General features: G+C 38.6%; 16 protein-coding genes and 3 pseudogenes. 4 read left to right on the top strand and 15 right to left on the bottom strand.

Annotation, left to right across the window (positions count from 1 at the left end; all coding sequences use genetic code 11):
- Nucleotides 1-5 precede the first annotated feature (5 nt).
- On the top strand, nucleotides 6-1586 hold the full coding sequence (locus tag HNQ85_RS13950) for a SagB family peptide dehydrogenase (RefSeq protein WP_181538331.1): 1581 nt from the start codon (nucleotides 6-8) through the stop codon (nucleotides 1584-1586).
- Between the two features lie 501 nt (nucleotides 1587-2087).
- On the opposite strand, the gene HNQ85_RS13945 is transcribed toward HNQ85_RS13950, so the two are convergent.
- The 8 genes and pseudogenes from HNQ85_RS13945 to HNQ85_RS13915 all read right to left on the bottom strand — a co-directional run bounded on the left by HNQ85_RS13945 (nucleotide 2088) and on the right by HNQ85_RS13915 (nucleotide 9892).
- Entirely contained in the window at nucleotides 2088-3038 is a 951-nt protein-coding gene (locus HNQ85_RS13945; protein ID WP_181538405.1) for an LLM class oxidoreductase, read from the bottom strand.
- Nucleotides 3039-3333: 295 nt separating this feature from the next.
- Entirely contained in the window at nucleotides 3334-3636 is a 303-nt protein-coding gene (locus HNQ85_RS13940) for an ArsR/SmtB family transcription factor (RefSeq protein ID WP_181538330.1), read from the bottom strand.
- Between the two features lie 279 nt (nucleotides 3637-3915).
- Complete coding sequence (locus tag HNQ85_RS13935; RefSeq protein WP_181538329.1) at nucleotides 3916-4956, bottom strand: zinc-dependent alcohol dehydrogenase family protein; 1041 nt, start codon at nucleotides 4954-4956, stop codon at nucleotides 3916-3918.
- 472 nt (nucleotides 4957-5428) lie between these two features.
- Complete coding sequence (gene ybaK, locus HNQ85_RS13930) at nucleotides 5429-5917, bottom strand: Cys-tRNA(Pro) deacylase (RefSeq protein WP_181538328.1); 489 nt, start codon at nucleotides 5915-5917, stop codon at nucleotides 5429-5431.
- Nucleotides 5918-6178: 261 nt separating this feature from the next.
- Complete coding sequence (locus HNQ85_RS13925; RefSeq protein ID WP_181538327.1) at nucleotides 6179-7576, bottom strand: acetaldehyde dehydrogenase (acetylating); 1398 nt, start codon at nucleotides 7574-7576, stop codon at nucleotides 6179-6181.
- A 496-nt stretch (nucleotides 7577-8072) separates the two neighbouring features.
- A pseudogene (locus HNQ85_RS17690) lies at nucleotides 8073-8197 on the bottom strand (LLM class flavin-dependent oxidoreductase); the annotation flags it as partial.
- A 316-nt stretch (nucleotides 8198-8513) separates the two neighbouring features.
- Complete coding sequence (locus HNQ85_RS13920; RefSeq protein ID WP_181538326.1) at nucleotides 8514-8906, bottom strand: C40 family peptidase; 393 nt, start codon at nucleotides 8904-8906, stop codon at nucleotides 8514-8516.
- A gap of 353 nt (nucleotides 8907-9259) precedes the next feature.
- Nucleotides 9260-9892, bottom strand: coding sequence for an AmiS/UreI family transporter (locus HNQ85_RS13915; protein WP_181538325.1), 633 nt, complete (start codon nucleotides 9890-9892; stop codon nucleotides 9260-9262).
- Nucleotides 9893-10723: 831 nt separating this feature from the next.
- Here HNQ85_RS13915 and HNQ85_RS13910 point away from each other — a divergent pair.
- Nucleotides 10724-10987, top strand: a complete 264-nt coding sequence (locus tag HNQ85_RS13910; protein ID WP_181538324.1) for a hypothetical protein — start codon at nucleotides 10724-10726, stop codon at nucleotides 10985-10987.
- 32 nt (nucleotides 10988-11019) lie between these two features.
- Here HNQ85_RS13910 and HNQ85_RS13905 read toward each other — a convergent pair.
- The 3 genes and pseudogenes from HNQ85_RS13905 to HNQ85_RS13895 all read right to left on the bottom strand — a co-directional run.
- Nucleotides 11020-11232: pseudogene (locus HNQ85_RS13905) on the bottom strand (hypothetical protein); the annotation flags it as partial.
- A 299-nt stretch (nucleotides 11233-11531) separates the two neighbouring features.
- Nucleotides 11532-12512: a sensor domain-containing diguanylate cyclase gene (locus HNQ85_RS13900; protein WP_181538323.1), complete on the bottom strand. Its 981-nt coding sequence runs from the start codon at nucleotides 12510-12512 to the stop codon at nucleotides 11532-11534.
- 633 nt (nucleotides 12513-13145) lie between these two features.
- Nucleotides 13146-14048, bottom strand: a pseudogene (locus HNQ85_RS13895) (IS3 family transposase); the annotation flags it as partial.
- A 440-nt stretch (nucleotides 14049-14488) separates the two neighbouring features.
- Between HNQ85_RS13895 and HNQ85_RS18095 the strand changes: the two are divergent.
- Nucleotides 14489-14638 (top strand): site-specific integrase, encoded by a 150-nt coding sequence (locus tag HNQ85_RS18095; protein WP_409994139.1) that lies wholly within the window; start codon nucleotides 14489-14491, stop codon nucleotides 14636-14638.
- A gap of 154 nt (nucleotides 14639-14792) precedes the next feature.
- Here the strand turns inward: HNQ85_RS18095 and rlmD are convergent, their stop codons facing one another.
- The 4 genes from rlmD to HNQ85_RS13875 all read right to left on the bottom strand — a co-directional run bounded on the left by rlmD (nucleotide 14793) and on the right by HNQ85_RS13875 (nucleotide 19858).
- A complete protein-coding gene (rlmD, locus tag HNQ85_RS13890) occupies nucleotides 14793-16169 on the bottom strand; it encodes a 23S rRNA (uracil(1939)-C(5))-methyltransferase RlmD (protein ID WP_181538321.1) in 1377 nt (458 codons plus the stop codon).
- 11 nt (nucleotides 16170-16180) lie between these two features.
- Nucleotides 16181-17047, bottom strand: a complete 867-nt coding sequence (locus HNQ85_RS13885; RefSeq protein ID WP_181538320.1) for a DNA-3-methyladenine glycosylase family protein — start codon at nucleotides 17045-17047, stop codon at nucleotides 16181-16183.
- A gap of 341 nt (nucleotides 17048-17388) precedes the next feature.
- Nucleotides 17389-18189: a delta-lactam-biosynthetic de-N-acetylase gene (pdaA, locus tag HNQ85_RS13880; RefSeq protein WP_246326878.1), complete on the bottom strand. Its 801-nt coding sequence runs from the start codon at nucleotides 18187-18189 to the stop codon at nucleotides 17389-17391.
- Between the two features lie 121 nt (nucleotides 18190-18310).
- Nucleotides 18311-19858 carry a FumA C-terminus/TtdB family hydratase beta subunit gene (locus tag HNQ85_RS13875; protein WP_181538319.1) on the bottom strand — a complete coding sequence of 516 codons (1548 nt, stop codon included), beginning with the start codon at nucleotides 19856-19858 and terminating at the stop codon, nucleotides 18311-18313.
- A gap of 445 nt (nucleotides 19859-20303) precedes the next feature.
- Between HNQ85_RS13875 and yfkAB the strand changes: the two genes are divergently transcribed.
- Nucleotides 20304-21428: a radical SAM/CxCxxxxC motif protein YfkAB gene (gene yfkAB / locus HNQ85_RS13870; protein ID WP_181538318.1), complete on the top strand. Its 1125-nt coding sequence runs from the start codon at nucleotides 20304-20306 to the stop codon at nucleotides 21426-21428.
- Nucleotides 21429-21477 lie beyond the last annotated feature (49 nt).

Here is a 21477-nt window from a genome sequence, read left to right as displayed (position 1 = left end):
GGAGGATGAAGCTAGAGACATTTCTACACAATCTTCATTTTGACGTCGATAAGATTGTACCACCAGATTGGGAAGTGGATTGGGAAGACGCACCGCTTGCATATAAGCTGTACCGTGACTTACCTTCGATTCCGCTTTCTCCAGAAGTACCGTTAACGCTCCAGGGTAGAGAATCGTCTGGAAAGCTCGACCTAAAAGAAATAGGTCATTTTCTCTGGTACGTATTCGGCCTTACTCAATTTTGCCAGGCAGACTTTGCCTTGGGTTCCACGGAACAAGCAGTCAACCTAATGCAGTTGTATCGGCGGTTTGTTCCCTCCGGAGGGGCGTTGTATCCAAACGAATTATATATGTATTTGAAGATGAAGGATGTTCCAGATGGAGTGTACCATTATGATGTGGCACACCATCGCTTAGTGTTGTTGCGGGAAGGCAATTTCGATTCCTACCTAACTACTGCTCTAGGTAATCGATGTGACGTGTCGGCTTGTTTCGGTATTGTTTTTGTATCGACAATGTTTTGGAAGAATTTCTTTAAATACAATAATTTTGCCTACCGTCTGCAAGGACTGGATGCTGGCGTGCTAATCGGGCAACTGTTGGAAGTGGCGAAACGGTTCGGTTTCGCCTCGGCAGTGTATTTCCAATTTCTTGATAGGGCCATCAACCACCTGCTTGGACTATCCGAACAGGAGGAGAGTGTATATGCGGTTATTCCATTATCTGTGGAGTCTTCAATCACTTGGTTTGATAACGATAATAACTTAGAAGAAAGTGTTTCTGCCACTGAATTGTGCCGAGAATTGCCAGCCGTTCAGCATAGTTACTATGTCCGGTCACGGAGGATCGTTGAGTATCCGATGCTGAGAAAAATGAATGAAGCATCCATGTTGGAATCACCGCGATCGTTTCGGCAGATTAAGAGCGCAAAGAACGTTACATGTGGAATGCAAGCGGTAGTTCTCCCCTGCGTGAAGCGGTTATCGTATGATCTAGCGTCAGTCTGCCAGAAGCGATATTCACCAGACATGGATTTTGTTTTGGGAAAGGTAAGCCAAGAACAATTGGCTACTTTGTTACAAGAGGTGACGCTTTCTTTCTCGTATCGAAATGATTTAGATGGAGAACAAGAGGAGCCGAAGTCCCGTGTCTCACTGTATGGCTGTTTTTATAACGTTGTAGACGTTCCAGATGGTGCTTACTATTATGACAGTGCTGCTCATGCGTTAGGACGGATACGTTTCGGAGATTATCGACACTTCCTACAATACGGAATGCCAATGGACAATGTCAATCTGTTCCAAGTGCCGCTTTGTCTACATGTGGTAGGAGACAAGGATTACCTCAAAAATGCATTAGGGTACAGAGGGTATCGCATTCAACAGATGGAGGCGGGGATGCTCGTACAACGACTACTCTTGGTGGCGTCTGCCATGGAGATGGGGGGGCACCCACTCCTCGGATTTGATGTGAACTCATGTGATAAACTTTACAAAATCGATTCGAGAGGGAAAACAAGCTTAATCCAAATCCCGGTCGGTCCCTGTCGTCCCCGCGCCTGGTTAAAAGGGAGTTTGCGTAGCTAGGAGAGACTAAAGTAACCTCAAAGCAATAAAGAGAGTTGGCATATACACATATCACAACTTAAATAACATTCAATTACTCAAGGTACAAAAGATATCCAACACGACATATATTGAGTGCGTCTTGCAGATCGTTATCAAAGAAGAAGCAGGAACCCATGAAGGTTCCTGCTTCTACCCAATATGTAGGTGTACATCTACTTTAAGATGCCTCCAATTCATATGACCTGATGTTCTCTATTCTATTGTGACCCCCCCTAAGACCGACAATTCCGATCTTAGGGTTGTTAACAATATTTTCTAATTTGTGGCTCAACGTATTGGGATGTTGTGTGGGTCCCTCCAGCAATCCTTTCAAATTCGCAACATTATTGCCATGTCTTCTCTTTAGACAAAGACCGAGTTTTTGTTTGGAAGTTTTCATCATCGTTCGAACAAGAAAGATCTATTCAATATCCACATTACAAAGACAAGAAAGGCCTTTCATACTCACGATACATTATGTTACTTTCCGTTTAATGCTGGAAAGTGTGGAACCACTTCTTCCCCTAATTCTTCAATCACTTCTTCTACAGGACGTTGACCATATTTTAAGTTGATAATCACGTGATTGACACCAGCATTTTTAAGACTTTCAAGGAATTCAATGAGTATATTGCGCCCAACTCTAAACCCTAAATGAATAGGGATTGGCGGATGATTCGGATCCTCTGTCAAATCTACATATAGAGACTGAGTGAATGGTTTAAATTGATCAGTATGAGAGCGCCACTGTTTAATCAATTCCGCTTGGAATCTCAAGTTTCTCGGATAATACATCCACCCATCACTGTTTTCAGCAATCCATTCAACAGACTGAGAGCTGTGGCCGGTTACCAATACCGGAATGTCTGACAGTCGTGGTTTTGGCAAAAGGTCCCCACTCAACATATGGACTCGCGGCGATTGGATTACCGGAAAGTTCTCTTTCCACGCTTTTTTCATTACTAATACGGCCTCTTGAAAGAAAGTACTACGATTTTCTGGATCAACTGAAAAGGCTGGAAATTCTATTGGTCGATCCCCAGTCGCCACCCCAAGAATCAGACGTTCGCCGGATAGTTTGTCGACGGAAGCGGCTGCTTTCGCAACATGTAAAGGGTGACGCAATGTCAGAATAATACTTGCAGTACCTAAAGCAATTTTTTCTGTATGGGCAGCTATATACCCTAAATAGACCCAAGGATCATAAATCTGGCCCACATCCCCAAAATAAGGGTCATGTAATGGAACATCCCGAACAAACAATGCAGCAAAATTGAGCTCTTCTGCTCTTTTTGCCAGTTTCATTTGCTTTTCAATATTCATCTCTGGAATGCTGCCCTCGTATGATTCTATAGGAAAGAACAAACCGAGGGTCAGATGTTTTTCTTTAAACATGCGTGAATATCCTTTATGCTTATCAAATCGGTTCATCGCCATTCCTCCACATCTATATTTCTTTTTGCCGGTTTCATTTGCTTTTCCAGGTTCATCTCCGGGATGCTGTCCACGATGATTCCAAAGGAAAAACAAACCAATAATCAGATGGTTTTCTTTAAACATACGTGAATATCCTTCATGTATGTTTACCAAATCCGTTCATTATCATTATTTTATATCTATATTTATAAATATCTAGAATTATCGATATAATAATATAAAAATAAGGGAGATTCAAGTCAAAAATGTAATGATGCTTACCATCTAAGCGGTAAGCGAGGATTTTGACTTATAAATCCCTAGATAACAATTCGAGCATTTTTTTGATGTTCTCCTCATCCCTTTTATAATAAGTCCATTGCCCAACTCGTTTTGCTTTTATCAATCCGGCATTTTGCAGCATGGATAGGTAAAGGGACACGGTAGATTGTGACAATCCAACCTTTTTATGAATGTCGCTCACACAAACCCCATCTTCGTGTATATCTCCGTGTTGCGGTTTTGGAAAGTGAGTTTCAGGATTTTTTAACCACTGTATAATCTGCAGCCTCGTTTCATTTGACAAGGCTTTAAATACTTCTAAAAGTTCCATTGTTACCTCCAGGTCCGTCAATTCAATCGTATTTTTATATTACATTACTGTACTTAAGTAAATCAACTAACATAAATTTAAAACGATTCCTTGGTTAGATCATGTATGAACAGATTAGCACATCGCCAGGAAATCCACAATACCTTATCTTCTTCGGGCATTGACAGACACTAAGTCAAGCATTTGTATAAAAAAAGAACCCGTATCATTATATAACGAGTAATGATATAGGTTCTAAAGTTCAAGAATGGATGGATTTTTTATCATTAAAAAGAAAACTTAGTCGTTGGAAATAATGACTTTTAACGCTTTTTCTTTTGATGCATTACCAAATACCTCATAAGCATTCATAATATCTGAAAAGGCAAAGCGGTGGGTAATCAATTGTTCTGGATGCAATTTTTTTGCCTCAACAGTTTTTAATAGCATTGGCGTAGAAGTCGTGTTGACAAGACCGGTTGTTAACGTAATGTTACGTATCCATAATTTTTCAATATGAAACTCAACACTTTTTCCATGAACACCTACATTGGCTATACGGCCACCTGGTTTTATAATCTCTTGGCAAATATCAAATGTTGCAGGAATTCCGACCGCTTCCATTGCGACGTCTACACCTTTTCCGTCGGTTAATTCCATAATTTTTTCAATGGCCTTGCCGTCACCGCTATTAACCACTTGAGTTGCGCCAAATTTTTTCGCAACTTCTAAACGGTTATCGTCTAAATCAACCATAATGATCTCTGCAGGTGAATAAAACTGAGCAGTTAATAGAGCTGCCATGCCTACGGGACCAGCTCCTATAATGGCAATTGTTTGTCCCGGCTGAACCTTTCCGTTTAACACGCCAATTTCAAATCCTGTTGGAAGAATATCACTAAGCATAACGAGAGCCTCTTCATCCGCGCCTTCCGGGATCGGGTAAAGGCTTGTGTCTGCGTATGGAATTCTTACATACTCCGCTTGGGTTCCGTCAATCAGGTGTCCTAATATCCAGCCTCCATCTTCACAATGCGCATACAACCCTTTTTTGCAATTTTCACATTTTCCGCAGGAGGTAATACAAGAAATCAGGACTCTGTCACCTTTTTTAAAATTTTTTACAGCTGAACCAACTTCTTCAACAACCCCTACACCTTCATGTCCTAAAATTCGACCTTCTTCTACAGTAGGAACATCTCCTTTAAGAATATGTAAATCCGTTCCGCAAATCGTTGTTTTTGTAATCTTAACGATTACATCCGTTTCCTTTTCAATTTTTGGTTTTGGCTTTTCCATGACTTCTTTTTTTCCCGGCCCTAGATATGTAAGTGCTTTCATTTTTAGTTCCTCCTTGAAAAAATTTTAGTCTTGTCATCTTTATTTTACAGACAATGGACTATGTGTTTCAATGTGAAATTTTTGGAGTTTTTTTTAGTTTTTGATTTTTCTTTCTTCATTATCAAAAAGCGGACTTTTTTTTGCAAACACTTTCTTTCATAGCTTGTTCTCTAATATTTTTACCTTTTTTCATCCTCTTAATACCTTTCATTCCATCGCACACGGTATATTCGTTTCTGCTTATAAATACCGTATATGTCCTTGAATCACTCCCACGCCTTCGTTTTCTGAGACAACATCCGTCGAATCGAATGAACCATTCCCTCTTTTGTCTTTATTCCTAAAATAAAAAGCTCACCTATCACAAGGTAAGCCTAAGCACTAGAACATGTACATCACTCTATCCTCAAAGCCCAAGTAAAATTCCCTCCTTGCGTGAAACAAGGGGGATATTCGTATATATAAGACCCGATCATACTTCTTGCTTTTTTACCACTTCTTGCAGTGCAGCTTCTGTTACGCTTTGTAAAGCTTCCACGCTAAGCTCAATTTGCACACCGATCTTGCCGCCACTGACGACGATATGCTCAAGTTGAGAAGCACTGAAATCAATAAAGGTTGGATAAAGTTTTTTCATACCTATCGGCGAACACCCTCCGCGGATATAACCTGTCAACTTTTGCATATCGTTCACCGGTACCATTTCGACTTTTTTCTCGCCCGTTACTTGTGCAGCTTTTTTCAAATCCAGTTCCGATTCCACAGGGATGACAAACACATAAATGTTCCCGCTGTTCCCCTGCGTTACTAATGTTTTATACACCATTCGAGGGTCTTTCCCAATATTATGGGCAACAGAAATGCCATCGATTTTTCCATCCTGATTGTCGTAGGTAAGGACATTGTAATTGATCTTTTTCTTATCAAGAATACGCATCGCGTTTGTTTTTACTTTTGACATTTTTCCCCTCCATGTTCGTTTTAGATAAACTGAGTCTCTTCATATTACTAATGTTACGGCTAAACTAAGTTTAGCTCAAGTTAGCGAAACGGAAAAAAGGCGCATTCCTCTCAGTACTAAAATACCGAGCCTCCTTTCCCCTTTATTCGTCAATTTAGCGAAATCCTTAATACTAGACAATTTTTGAATGTAACAATCGGTCAAAAATATAACCAACCCAGCGATATGCTGGGTTGGTTATATAACTATTACTTCCTACTTTTAGACTAACGCAGGATTTTCCTCTTTCACACCTGACTCTTGTTCTGCCATCTCGCGAATTCCATATGCCACACGTTTAATGTTAATCAAATGCTGTGGTCCAATATTGTCGGAAGTAATGTTATTACCAAAAGAACCGCATCCCAGTGTCAAGGATGGCTGGATTGCCACAGTGGCACCGATTCCACCAAATGTCGTACCAGAATTTACAATCACACGTGAAACTGGTTTATCGATGGTGAACGCTTCTACTACCTTTTCGTCTTCAGCGTGAATTCCTAAAGTATGACCTAGTCCACCTAATTCAAGCAGTGCTACGGCAATAGCGCTTGCTTCTTCCATATCTTTCACAGTATAGAAAGCAAGAATTGGAGACAATTTTTCAATTGAGAATGGATATTCTTTGCCCACATTTGTCTCTTCCGCAACAAGTACCTTCGCGTCGGATGGAATCTCAATTCCAGCCATTTCCGCAATCACTTGAGGCGATTTTCCAACAATCTTAGCATTTAACGCTCCGTTTACCATAATAATGGAGGCTACCTTTTGTTTTTCCTCATCATTCAAGAAGTAAGCGCCTTGTTGCTTCAACTCAGAAACAACCTGTTCTTTGATAGATTGATCAACTAGAAGAGCTTGTTCGGAAGCGCAGATTGTTCCATTGTCAAAAGTTTTACTTTGAATGATTAATTGAACAGTTTTTGCGATATTGGCACTTTCATGAATATAGACTGGTACATTTCCAGGTCCTACGCCATATGCAGGCTTTCCGGAACTGTAAGCCGCTTTCACCATAGCCATGCCGCCTGTTGCGAGAATGACGTCTGTTAATTTATGTCTCATTAACTCGTTTGTCGCAGCCAATGTCGGTTGCGTGATGCAAGAAATCAGACCCTTTGGAGCTCCAGCACGCTCTGCCGCTTCTTGCATGATTCTTGCCGCTTCCGCTGTGCATTTTGCAGCCGATGGATGAGGGCTAAAAATAATGGCATTTCTGGCCTTAACGGCAATCAACGATTTAAAAATAGCTGTCGAAGTTGGATTGGTGGATGGAACGATGGCTGCAACGATCCCTACAGGTTGAGCGACTTCCCATATGCGATTTTGTTCATCTCGACGAATAATCCCGACCGTTTTCATATCTTTGATAGCGTTGTAAACGTCATTGGCAGCAAACAGATTTTTCACTACTTTATCGGCAACTTTGCCAAAACCGGTCTCTTCTACTGCCATAGCTGCCAATCGCTCCGCTTCTTCCCTTGCCGCATTCGCCATGCTTTCAACAATCTGATCAATTTCACTTTGTGTCATTTTTTCGAGTATTTTTTGTGCTTCTTTAGCTTGCTCAAGGTAGTCCCTTACTTCTTGAATGGATTGTAAATCGATATCACGGATCATGTTTGATTGTCTCCTCTCTGTTTAATTCTTAATATATAAGCTTCTACTTTAACTGATATAGAATGATTTCATCATGACATCCAACGATTATTCTTCCTTGATGTTCGTACCAGCAGCAGTTTGATCCTTCGCTATTTATCATCACCTCCTCCACATTTATGTAAGCGCTTAAAATTTTGGCCATTTCGAGCCAAGTAATAAAATCACTTTTCCCGTTTGTTTCTCCCTACTTAACGCTTGTTGTAATGCTCTGAATGCCAGCCTACTCTATTATCTTTCACGAATATCAATCTATGATACTCGCTAAATGCAACTCTGTTGTAGTAGAAGTGTAGATCATACCGGTCATTCACACTTCATAGGTGCCATTACTTAGAATTTTTACATACAAGTTATAGAGATGGTTTCTGTTCGTTATCTCCTTGTGTTTATAAGCCCAGTCTTTCCTTCATGATGCGATCTACCGTCTTTTAACATGCACAATCCCTGGTTACCACTGCTTTTCAATGTTCATCCCCGAAATACCGATCTCGTATGATTCTATAGGAAAGAACAGGCCAAGAGTCAGATGGTTTCTTTAAACATGCGTGAATATCCTTTATGCTTATCAAATCGGTTCATCACCCCTTATATATATTTATAAATATCTAGAATTATCGATATTATAATATAAAAAATTATAAATATCTAGAATTGTCGATATAATAATATAAAAAAAATAAGAAAGATTCAAGTCCAAAATTGTAGTAATTTATAACTTGTGACCTCATTTCATTGGACAAAGCTTTAAATTACTATCTTCAAGTTGGTCAGATTAAAATTATTTAAGACTCAGTATGATGTAAACACACACAAATTGAGAAAGTAGCCCTATTATCACATCATTATTGAACATATCCCCATTACAGCCGATTTGTTTGTCATTTACCGCTGAAATTTACAACACTCTCTTAGCACCGATAAAATTTTTCTTCCAATATGAGTTTAACTCTGTGATGGTTACTTTTTTTCCCTGGCGGTACGTATGAAGCATTTGATTGTTTCCTATATAGATTCCAACATGTCCAATTTTAGCGACTCCGTTTCTTTTCTTTCTTTTTTCTGTCGTAAAAAACAATAAATCACCCTTTTGAATCCGATGTAAAGAAACAGGAGTCCCTATTAAAAATTGCTGTCGGGAGTTTCTAGGAAGAGGAATGCCATTCACACCAAAAACATACTGTGTAAACGAACTACAATCAAACATATCTGTGCGATAAGATGGAGCATTAAATACATAAGGAGTCCCTAGATATTGCTGACCCGTCAAAATAATTCGATCTGCTAACATATGAATCTCCCTCTTTAATAGTCGTTATAATCCATAACATTCCAATTTCCAGTCATTTGATTAGACAAGTGTTTTATAAAAACACCTATTTTTCGCCATATCGAAGAATGGGAATCAACCAAAAGGAGATATAATAAATGATCTACCTATACTCCCCGAAAGTGGGTTGAAAGAGTGGGATCAATCGATTGAAACTGCACAAAAAAAGCAGGACCCTTTATTCGGTTCCTGCTTCTTCTTTTTGAATAAGTTTCTGTCTGGACGGCCTAATGTGGATAATAGAGTGCCAGATACCGTATAGGTCAGCACTCTTACTCCGTAAACACCCTTCTTCTTTATACAAAGCGAATCATTTATGAATTTACCTGTACATCCGTGTTTTTTCCTCTGCTATTTAATGAAACTTTTAATCTAATAGCAGAAATACAGAAATAAACAATCGATAATATCAATACATAGAACCATACCTGTGCAACGAAATCGATTTTCCACACGCCTGTTAGAGATAGGAGTGCTGGAATGGTGAGAGTGACCCATGATTGTACAAAGGCCACTTTTCCAATATAAGCATCCATTTTCTTATTAAGAGCCATAGATAAAAAGAATAAAAACCATAAATAAGCCCACATTACCCATGTTAAGGCATTGATCATATCATGAAAATGTATGACAGATACAACTGCATATACGATCGCTATGATGGACACCCAGAGAGAGTACCATCCCAATCCGTTGCCTTCAAGACCTTTTAGCGTAGTAACACCTACATATAAATAGGTAAAACCAAATAAAAAGATACAAGCCAGATTAAAAATGGTCCAATGGTTTTGATCAGAAACAACAATTAAATAAAATGGTATAATGACTTGAAGAGCCCCTATAAATAAATTGAAGACTCCCACGCTTTTTTCATTCGCTTTTCCAAACAACATTAAACTGTTTAAAAATAATGTAGCTCCTGAAAGAAGTAAACCGACATCACCCATAAAAATTGCCGTGAAAAACTCATCTAGTTTCTCACAGCCATATCCTCCTCACTTTTTTATTTTAAAAAAAGCAGTTCCTTTCCACTATTAATAACCGGAAAAGGAAATACCTTTTCTGATAAAACTTACAATGCTAGCTGATCATATATGTAAAAATTTTAAGATAAATCGCGCTACTACATTTCCTTACTTCTTGTTAAGCCCTTTTACTGCTCCCTTAATCATCCTTAGTGAATGACACATACAAATGAATATTCTTTTGCTTCCTCAGCCAATTTATGAGTTTCAGCCTTTGTAACATCAAACTTTAATGTCAAAAATGTTTGTTACCTTCATGATTTCTTTCTCTTTTGTAGAAGTTTTTGTTCTTTTGAAAAAATGTGCGTTCTCCCTTTTTTCTTTACTAAAAATGGAAACGCTTTTCGTTCGTATAAAAATAACATTTGCCTTTCTACCGAAGAAATGATAGCTAAAGCTTTACACGACTACTATACCAATCCAAAGAACAAATGTAAATATAATGTTGAACAAATGTAAAAACACTTTTTTCCACTTATCCAAAAAAGACATAAAAACAACAGAATTAGCTGAGTATTATTTTCTATGTCAAATATAATTGTGCCACACTCCATATATGTTGAGTGAACAGTACATAGAGGAGTGGCATTAGTTCTATGAATAAATGATTCATTACTTGAACGTTACTCGAGTTTGCCATAAAAAATAGTATGTGTAAGTTCTAATAAACGACATATGGAAATTTTGTTTGAAACCAGTTTTCCAAAAATGCGTATAAAGATATGTAATATGAAAAGATGAGGTGTTTACATAATGTCTAGCAATGATTTGGGAGTAATTATTTTCTTAGGGATTATGGGATTAATTTCCCTATTTTTAGCATTAAAGTATAATAAAAGTTTTCATTCGAATTTTGCTGAGCAAAATTTTGGTGTAGGTGACCAAAATGGAGATCTTTTTATTCTAAATGTACTAAGACTTCTCTTACCTTATTGGGTTTATAGAGTCATTTTAACTTTAACAGGAATTAGTTTATTGTTTGGAGATTTTATCCTTATTATGAAGTTGAAAAGTTAAATCCGACAACATGGGGTCTGACCCCCACTACGTTAAAACATTAAAGTGATGAGGGACAGACACCTTAATAAAGCCTCTACGGCTGGAATATCAGCGGGTGCCCATTCAAGAGAGTGTAATGCTTGAAGCGGCATCCATTTTAATTCCGCATGCTCTTTCACTTTCGTCTCTCCTTCAACGATTTTGGCTTTGTATGTAAGCAAATTCACAATCACACTCGGATATTCATGATGTATTTCTTCAATTTTTTCATACACTCTAATCATTTTAACAAACAATTGAATGATGTAAAAAAGGAGCCAAAACAAAAGCCTGTCAACACACCCGAATGTTTTTATAAAGATTCGCTAAAAATCGGGTAGTGGACAGACACATATCTTTAGGGGTTACATAGTAGGTATTAAGAAGGCAAGGGGACAAAGTTCTGGATTCAATTGTTATAAAACTCATCCGTATTCCGCATCTATAATAAGTGCTTGAGCTCATTGATACATAGACATTTTTTAGTGAATAAATAGGAAAATGTCGTTCTATATTTCCCTCGTTACACACTTTCTAATTGATGTAACATATTATTCTTTTTTAGTCTTTTTTCAAAATACATGTTTTTATCCGCCTCAGTAAATAGGTCCTCCATTTTTCCTATAGAATGATGACTGAAAGCGTAACCTATTGACATTTTTATTTTAATATCTGTGCTATTTTCATTATACCTTATAATATCTTTTGAAATATGATCTACCATACTTTCTACATATTCACTGTCGGTATCTGTTACAAGAATAGCAAATTCATCTCCACCAATTCTGGAAACGATGGTATTCTCTGAGGAATATCGGCTTAATATTTTGGCGAACTCTTTTATTAAAGCATCCCCTTTTTTATGTCCGTGATTATCATTTACATATTTAAGTTCATCTAAATCACACAAAATAATAGCTACAGGTACATTTACATGTTGATCGTATATTTCCATATTTTGCTCAAAGAATTGTCGATTGTGAATATCAGTTAAAGCATCATGAGTAATACGATATTCTAAATCCTTTTGTAGATTTACCTTGTCATTGATATTTCTAATAATCCCCTGAACTGCAACAAGCTCTCCATTTTTAAATATCGGGGTAGTATATTCTTCAAACCATATATAGTTTCCTTGCTCATCCCTCCAGCGTTGAACAATTGGTTGATCGTAATCAATATTCCCATTAATTTTTTTTGCTAATATTTCATAATCATCTGGATGAATGAGTTCAAAGTGAGTATATGGATTTTGATAACTTCTCTCTACTAATCCAGAACCTAAAACTTTTTCTATAGAAGGGCTAAGATATATATACTTTGGCTCAGGCTTAATTTGGTAATAATAAATAATATCTTTGGCGCTTTCTACTAATTTAAAAATTCTTTTTTCACTATCCTCAAATCTTTTAGTATCGCTTTTCGATTTTTTCCTAAAATAATTATGCAAACATGAAAATAGAATTCCTACCAGTAACCCATACAAGAACTGAATAATCATCATTTGCTTTTCCCCTCTTGAGCAACCAAAAATATTTACTTTTCCGAAATATTTTATTATATCTCTTTCAATTCATTGCTTTCCTCTTATGATTACCTGAATAATAAGAATTAACATTGTCCGCTGTTCATTATTTTAATACCTACTGTGACAAGAAGTCGCGGAAGCTCCCTGTCTTTTTTAAATCAAACCTTTATTCGATTTTTGCAAAAGTTTTTTATACTCTACACTTAAACTTTTTCACAAAACAATTTCTTTTGCGACTTTCTTCCATTATTATCCTTATAATTTGAATATTACAGCAGAAGAATGTGACACACAAGTGTTTATGATAAGCAGGAAACAAAAAACACAAGGAATTTTTTTGGGTAGTTCAGTTTTCATTCGTGTCAGGGAGCAAATTATTTAACCGAGGGAGTAGTTATTTTCTTTAGAAATTATGATGGCTATGAAGTATTGGAGTATATTCTGAATGAGGAGATAAGTTGAGTTTTTCAAATATATTCAATTACCAAACATCAAGAAACTGTTTGGGTAAGGCAATTGGATTTAGACCGACTCGTATTATATATCTTTTTAATGCCCATCTTTTTATGAAGTGACCCCTGTCAAGTAGACAGGAATAAAAAAGCACATTTATGCAGCCTGAGTCCTATATTCATAAGGACTCAGGTTGTTTAATTTCTTTTGGAAACGTTGGTGGTTATAAAAACGAATATATTTGTGTACGGCATCCTTCACCTCTTCGGCTGTGCGAAAAGAGTACAGATGGAAACACTCTGCCTTGAAATGGCTGAAGAAGTTTTCCATGCAGGCATTGTCCAAACAGTTTCCTTTTCTGGACATACTAGCCTTTATATTGTATCTTTTTAGTAGGTTGTTGTATTGACGGGATGTATATTGGAACCCTTGATCACTATGTAGGAGGAGTCCATTTACATTCCGTTTTTTTATGGCCTTTTTTAGCGTGTCGATCACCAGTTTGATGTCATTTCTTTGGCTGATATGGTAGGCCACGATTTCATTATTGTATAGGTCTTTAATGGCGGACAAATAGAGCTTTTGCCCATTAAATATTAAATAGGTAATATCTGTAACCCCTTTCTCGTTTGGTTTTGACGCGTGGAAATCTCTGTTTAGATGATTATCCGAAATCACATAAGGCTCTTTCTTTCCGTAATAAGGCCGTTTCTTCCGAATCACCGCACGGATGCCCATCTCCCTCATCAGCCTTTGTACTCGTTTATGGTTGATACTCAGTTTGTATTTCCGTTTAAGCCAGACTTTGACTCTCCGATACCCATAGATGCCTTTCAGTTCTTCATGACACTCCTCGATTTTTTCCTTTAGATGCTCGTCTTCCAATTGCTTCTGAGAAGGGCGTTCCTGTCGTTTTACCCACTTGTAGTATCCACTTCGAGACACTCCTGCTATCTCACATAATTGTTGAATCGAACCATGACACCCAGCCATTTCTTGAATGATGGCGAATTTCTTGTGAGCTGGTACTGCTTCCATTCCCCCTTTCACATCTTTAAGAGCTTTTTTAGCATCTCTACTTCCACCTCAAGACGCTTGATTTTCGTTTCAGGATCTTCTGGATAACCCCGGTTAGGGCAATACAATCCGCCGTACCCATGTTTTCCGAAGAGTGTGGGTACCGATTTCTGAGATGCCGATTTTCTTTGCTGCACGGTTTAGTATCTTGTACTCTTTTAATCGGGAAAGGAGAGCGCAGCAATTTAAACAAATATTCTTCATCATCCATGTTGGCTGTGTAAGAAAGAATGTGTTGCTGCAGCTCCTGGTTAATTTTAAATTCGCTTATATTTACCTGTTTTTTGTTCATAAATCATCAAATGGCTTTTGCATTTGACATCTTTGACTTTAAGCTTTAAAACGTCGCTGACCCTCAACCCAGTGTTAATTCCAAATACGAAGATAACGACCTTGTCTTTGCTCGAGAAACTGGAAAACCGATTTTTCCTCGTACGTCAACAGATATTTCTAATCGTGTTATAAAAGCTGCTGGGGTAAAGAAAATCCGCTTCCACGACTTAAGACATACCCCATACCACATTAATGCCACATTAGCAGGCGCGGACTTAAAAAAGTACAGGCTCGTTTAGGACATGTCTCTATCAAAACGATCGGTGAGGTGTATGCTTGCGTAACAAGAAAGATGGTGAAAAAAAACGCACGGCTATTTGGGGATTTTATACGAAAAAACGGCTAGGCAACACAAATGTGGTCAAATGTCGCCTAGCCTTCTTTAAAATCCTTTTATTTCAAGGTTAGTTTCGCTACACACTCCACATGAGCAGTATGCGGAAACATATCCACAGGCTGAATGTAATCAACTTTATAAAATTTTGATAGTACGTCAACGTCTCTTGCTAGGCTAGATGGATTGCAAGAGACATACACGATTTTTTGCGGTTTTACCTTAAGAATGGTTTTTAGCAGTTGTTCGTCACAGCCTGTCCGCGGAGGGTCAACTACGACGATATCCGGTTTCCATCCTTCTTTTACCCATTTTGGAAGCAATACTTCCGCTTTGCCCACTTCATATAACGTATTTGTAAAACCATGTTTCACCGCGTTTTTCTTTGCATCTTCAATCGCTTCAGGAATAATATCCATACCACGTACTTCCCCGGCTTCTTTTGCCAGCCAAAGTCCAATGGTTCCCACACCACAATAAGCGTCCACTACTTTTTCGCTGCCTGTTAATGCAGCTGCTTTTTTAACTTCATCATATAATTTTACCGTTTGCACAGGGTTCAACTGGAAGAACGCCCGGGCTGACAATTCAAAAGAAAGGTCTCCTAATACTTCTTGAATATACTCTTCTCCTTCAAGCAAAAACGTTTCTTCACCGAAAATAAGAGATGTTTTCCGGCCGTTTACATTTTGTACAATCGACTTTACTTCAGGAAGACGGCGCTTAATTTCAGCCACTAGCAGTTCTTTGCGGGGAATTTCTTTCTCAGCCGTAATTAATACAAGCTGGACATCTCCCGTGTGAAAACCTACCCTTGCAACAATGGTTCTTACAAGTCCCGTCCGTTTTCGCTCATCATAAATCGGAATTTGCAAGTCTTGCAAAATCATTTTTACGATTTTCGTTACTTTATTTGTTGCTTGATGCTGAATAGAACACTCAGAAATATCGATTAATTGATGAGAATTAAGCCCATAAAGCCCCGCAATGACTTTTCCTTTTTGCTTTCCGACTTGAAACTGGCTTTTGTTGCGGTAATTCCACGGGGTGTCCATACCGATGGTTGGTTTTATATGCAACTGGCCAACTGGAATGTGACAATGACGTTCAAACGCCTGGATAACAATGTCGCGCTTTTCGTTCAATTGCGCTTCATAATCTAGATGCTGAAGCTGACATCCACCGCATTGCTCGTAAACAGGACAAAGTGGTTGAACGCGGTAAGGGGATTTCTTACGAATTTTTTTGATTTTCGCTTCCGCGTATCTCGGTTCAATTTTTGTTGCCTCAACGACAACTTCCTCGCCTGGAAGCGCCCCTGGTACAAAAACGACCTGTTTTTTGAAATATCCTACCCCTTCTCCATTGATGCCAAGCCGCTTAATGGTAAGAGGAAACTGTTGTCCCTTTTTGATTTTGATTGCTGTTTTTTCCATTTTCCTAACTCCTATTCAATACTTCTCCATAAATATAAGGAAGCATAGCTTAAATACGGCTCCCAATTTTTGCTTAACTCTTCCATTTGCTCATAGGAAGGTTTTTGCTCGAGATGAAGAAGCTGCTTGATCGCATTTTGAATACCAATATCGGCTTTCGGAAAAAGATTCGAGCGGCCAAGGCCGAATAAAAGAAAATTTTGGACTGTCCATGGCCCAATACCGCGAATTGGAAGCAATGCTTTCATCACCTCTTCATCCGACACTTCTCTCAACTTCTCTAAATTCAGCTTTCCCTCTGCAATGAGCCTTGATGTATCAATGATATATTCCGCTTTGCGCCCGCTAAACTGTAATTGCCGCAAATCTTCATAACTTAATGCAGCAATATCTTCCGGACGCGGGTAAAACCATATACCATCCATTTCTTTTCCGAACGTTTTTACAAATCGTTCGGTGAGGTGATAAGCGAATTTCATATTTAATTGCTGATGAATGAGACATTTCATTAGACAAAAATAAAGGTCAAAATCTAAAATAAGCGGCGTACCTTCATGCTGAATAAAAATTTCTTTTAGCTCTGTATTTAAAAAGTGGTTATGTATGGCTGCCAATGGCGTTTCCCATTGAAAAAGATGAAAAATGCGTTCAAGTATTTCTTCTTTTAACTCTTGATATTTTGCCGTCACAAGAAAATGCGGTCTTTCTTTTGTTCCGATACTTTGTACAGAAACAGCTACAGGAATCTCGTGAATATAAAGTGGGACGATAATTTCTTGTTTTTTTAAATGGATGTTGGACAATGGATCACGCGCCAAACGCTCCAAAACTCGGGAAAAATCATAAGGAGCCTGTACTTCAACTCGTTCTTGCCACATCGACGTTCATTCCTTTTTCTTTTCATTATAGCATAACAGAAACTTGAGCAATTCCATGAGTGTTGATGATCCATTATTTATAACTACTTTCTCAGTGATTCGAGCTTTTCTGCCGTGATACCCGAACGAGAACGCCTGCGGACAAATCCATTTGTCCGCAAAGCGTTCTCCGTTCGGGTTAGGCATGCAGGCCCATGCCCAGTCAGCTAAGCGAAACGCTTAGCTGACTTCGGCAGAAAAGCTACTTAAATAAATCCGCTTTATCTGGATTTTGTTGGTTAATCAACACACTTGTGCGCAAGTCCGCTTCATTCGTCTAAAAAACCCTTTGAACAACATGCTCAAAGGGTAAACAGCCATGGGTGAAGCATCGTTTTTTCTAACATCAAATCATCAAGACTCTTAAATGTATAACCTTGTTTTCGCAAATCGTCAATCACTTTTGCTAAAGCTTCAGCGTTATCTTTCGAAACGGTATGAAGTAAAAGAATCGCTCCCGGGTGAATTTGCTTCATAATATTATTGTAAGCGTATTGCCACCCTTTTTGTTGATCGGTGTTCCAATCGACAAAGGCAAGCGACCAAAAAACGTGGTAATATCCCAGTTCTCTTGCGACGGCAATCGTGCGTTCACTAAAAATGCCGCGCGGTGGGCGCAGATAATTCATCGTTTTTTGCCCTGTCAGCTCTGCTGTTTTTTTGCGAACTGATTCCAATTCTTCGCGCAGTTTCTCATCGCTTACTTGTGTTAAGTCCGGATGATGCCAAGAGTGATTTCCGACAATATGACCTTCTTTTACCATTCGCTTGACCAAATCCGGGGCAGATTTTAGGTAATGCCCTGTTACAAAAAACGTAGCCGGGACGTTTTTTTCTTTTAGAACATCAAGTATTTTCGCAGTATAACCATTTTCATAGCCGTTATCAAATGTTAAATAAATTTCTTTTTTGTTAGGATTTCCTAAATAAAAGGCATCATATTTTGCAAGCAGGTTGTCTAATTCTTTTCCAGCAGATGGTGGCTTATGATTCTCACTTTTTTTAAATCCCCAATGAATTGCTTGATTGGAGACAGCACCTGCATCATAAGGAATCGCAAAAATAATAATAAGCAAGGACAATATTACAATCAACTTCTTCATCGCCTGATCCTCCTTAGAAGTATCGCTAAAAATAGGTTTTTCTTCTGTGCAAACTTTAGTCAATCCATTTTTTTACACAAAAAACCGCTAGCCTTAAATGCTAGCGGTCTTCAGCCTATTTTTATTTAAACACCGGTTCTTTAAATTGCGCTAATTTTTCCAATGATGATTTTTCCACATCTTCATGTAAGCTATTTCCGTGCGAGTCCATTGTGACAACAGCGGTAAAGTTTTCTACTCTTAAATGCCACATCGCTTCTGGAATACCGAACTCTAAGAAGTCGACACCTTCGACAGACTTAATACAGTCAGCATAATATTGCGCTGCTCCACCGATGGCATTTAAATAGACACCACCATGCTCTTTCAACGCCGCGAGCGTTTTTGCACCCATACCGCCTTTACCGATGACAGCACGAATACCAAACTTTTTCATAATTTCTCCTTGATAAGGTTCCTCGCGAATGCTTGTTGTCGGTCCTGCTGCTTTTACATGCCATTTGCCGTCTTCATCTTTCAACATTACCGGTCCGCAGTGGTAAATAATTTGTCCATTTAAATCAACTGGAGAATCATGGTCCATTAAATGTTTATGGATGGCATCGCGGCCTGTATAAATCATGCCGTTAATGCGGACAACATCACCGACTTTAAGCTGACGAATTTGTTCTTCCGTAATTGGTGCTTCTAGAACAAATTCGCGAGTCTCTCCGATGTTTACAGAAGCCTTTTCTTCTGTCTTTTCTAACTCTTTCGCAAAATCAACATCTTCGCCTTCTTGATATAACCATTCAATAATGTCGCCTGTTGTCGGATCAACTTTAACACCTAAACGACGAAACGCCCAGCAGTTATAAGCCACGGAAACGAAGAAGCTTGCCGGGATGCGGTGCATCACACCGATTTTACAGCCAAGAAGCGTCGTTTCACCGCCAAAGCCCATCGTACCGATACCAAGCTTGTTTGCATTTTCCATAATATATTCTTCCAATTGACGAAGCTCTTCATTTGGATTGACATCGTCAACGGAACGGAATAACTGTTCCTTTGCTAAATCATAGCCAGAAGAACGATCGCCGCCGATACCAACACCGATAAAGCCAGCACTGCATCCTTGTCCTTGCGCTTGATAAACGGCATGCAAAATACATTTGCGAATGCCATCTAAATCGCGTCCAGCTCGTCCCAATCCTTCCAATTCGCAAGGAAGGCTGTATTGAATGTTTTTATTTTCACAGCCACCGCCTTTTAAAATAAGACGCACATCAATATAATCGTTCTCCCACTGTTCAAATTTAATAACAGGGACACCGTCACCAAGATTATCGCCGCTGTTTTCTCCTGTTAATGAATCAACAGAGTTTGGGCGAAGCTTTCCATCTTTTGTCGCTTGAGCGATTGCGTTTCGAATCGCTTCTTTCATTTTTATTTGGTTAACACCGACAGGAACTTTAATTTTAAATGTCGGAAGTCCTGTGTCTTGGCAAATTGGTGATACATTTTCATCTGCCATTTTAATGTTTCCAGCGATTGTTGTTAATGCCATTGCTGCGCGTGTTCCAGCATTCTCTTTCGCCTTTGCACGAGCGATGGCGCGGCGAACATCTTTCGGTAATTTTGTAGACGTTTCCACTATTAGCTTGTACATACTTTCTTGAAACTTCTCCACAGTTTAACGCCCCTTCCCCTTTGTTCAAAATATGTACTAATATTTAGAATACTGTCTTTGTTTATTATACTCCTTTTTCTCTGAGTATGAAAAGCAATTCAAAATGAACCCCCATAACAAAAAACTCATTTAAAAAGAAAAAGCCTGCTTGTCATAGCGGCTTTTACCAATTTTCTTAAATGATTCATATTTCACTCCTAAACTTGAATGAGACGCCCAATAATCCGCTAAATCCGCTGATTTAGAACCGATGGAGTTAATAACTCTCCAACATATTCATCCTGTCTTTTAAATATTTTAGTTGTAGGTCTTTTTCATATACGGCATTGCCCAAAAATATCCTTTCTTGCCATCTTCATTTATCGGCAAGGAATTTGACAACTTTCTACATTGTTTTACATAATTAACGTTAGTTTATCAATTCATGAAAGAAGAGGAGAATACGATGAATAGCCTTACACTCCAACCAATTACTCCAAACTACGATCCGTGGGAAGCGTATTTAGATATTGAGCAGTATGGTAAATTGCAATTAACGAATATTGAATTCACAACAACTACTTTATGTAATATGCGTTGTGAGCATTGCGCAGTTGGGTATACATTGCAAACAAAGGACCCAGAGGCATTGCCGCTAGATTTGCTTATTCAACGTCTTGAAGAAATACCGCACCTTCGTTCATTAAGCATTACTGGCGGCGAACCGATGCTTTCACTTAAATCGGTAAACGAATATGTTGTTCCTCTTTTAAAATATGCTCATGAGCGAGGCGTGCGCACACAAATCAATTCAAATTTAACACTTGAACTTGAACGCTATGAAAAAATCGTTCCTTATTTAGATGTGTTGCATATTTCTCATAACTGGGGTACGATGGAAGATTTCGTTGAAGGCGGATTTGCCATGATGGAACGCAAGCCGACGATTGCCCAGAGAGAAAAGTATTTTGAACGGATGATTGAAAATGCTAAAGCGCTTGCGAAAATGGGGGTTATCGTATCGGCGGAAACAATGCTGAATAAACGTACATTACCGCATTTAGAAAAGATTCACCGCCAAATTGTCGATGAGATGCATTGCAAACGCCACGAAGTGCACCCAATGTATCCGAGCGACTTTGCTAGCGCTCTTGAAACGTTAAGTCTTGATGAATTACGTGAAGCGATTCATCATTTGCTCGACATCCGTGATGAAAATGTATGGATGCTTTTTGGCACGCTTCCTTTTTATCCATGTAGCGATAAAGAAGAAGATTTAGCGCTGTTGAAACGATTGTATTCAAGCAAAAATGTTACTGTTCGCAACGATCCAGACGGACGTTCACGCTTAAATGTCAATATCTTTACAGGGGATATTATCGTTACAGATTTTGGCGATGAACCAACCCTTGGCAATATTCAGCATAACACTCTTCTGGAAGCATATGAAAAATGGATGAATTCATCTCTTGCCAAACAATTAAACTGCCATTGTCCAGCTGTTCAATGCTTAGGTCCAAACGTGCTTGTCAAAAACAGTTATTATCGTGATGTTGATTTTACAGTAAGAAAAGCGAATATTACAAAATAAGGGTCTGACCCCCACTACGTTAACGCGGTGAAGCGATGGGGGTCAGACC

The sequence above is a fragment of the [Anoxybacillus] calidus genome, assembly GCF_013760845.1.
Classification (GTDB): Bacteria; Bacillota; Bacilli; order Bacillales; family Anoxybacillaceae; genus Paranoxybacillus; species Paranoxybacillus calidus.
The sequence above is the reverse complement of the archived record's forward strand: the minus strand, read 5'-3'. Positions and strand labels throughout refer to the sequence as shown.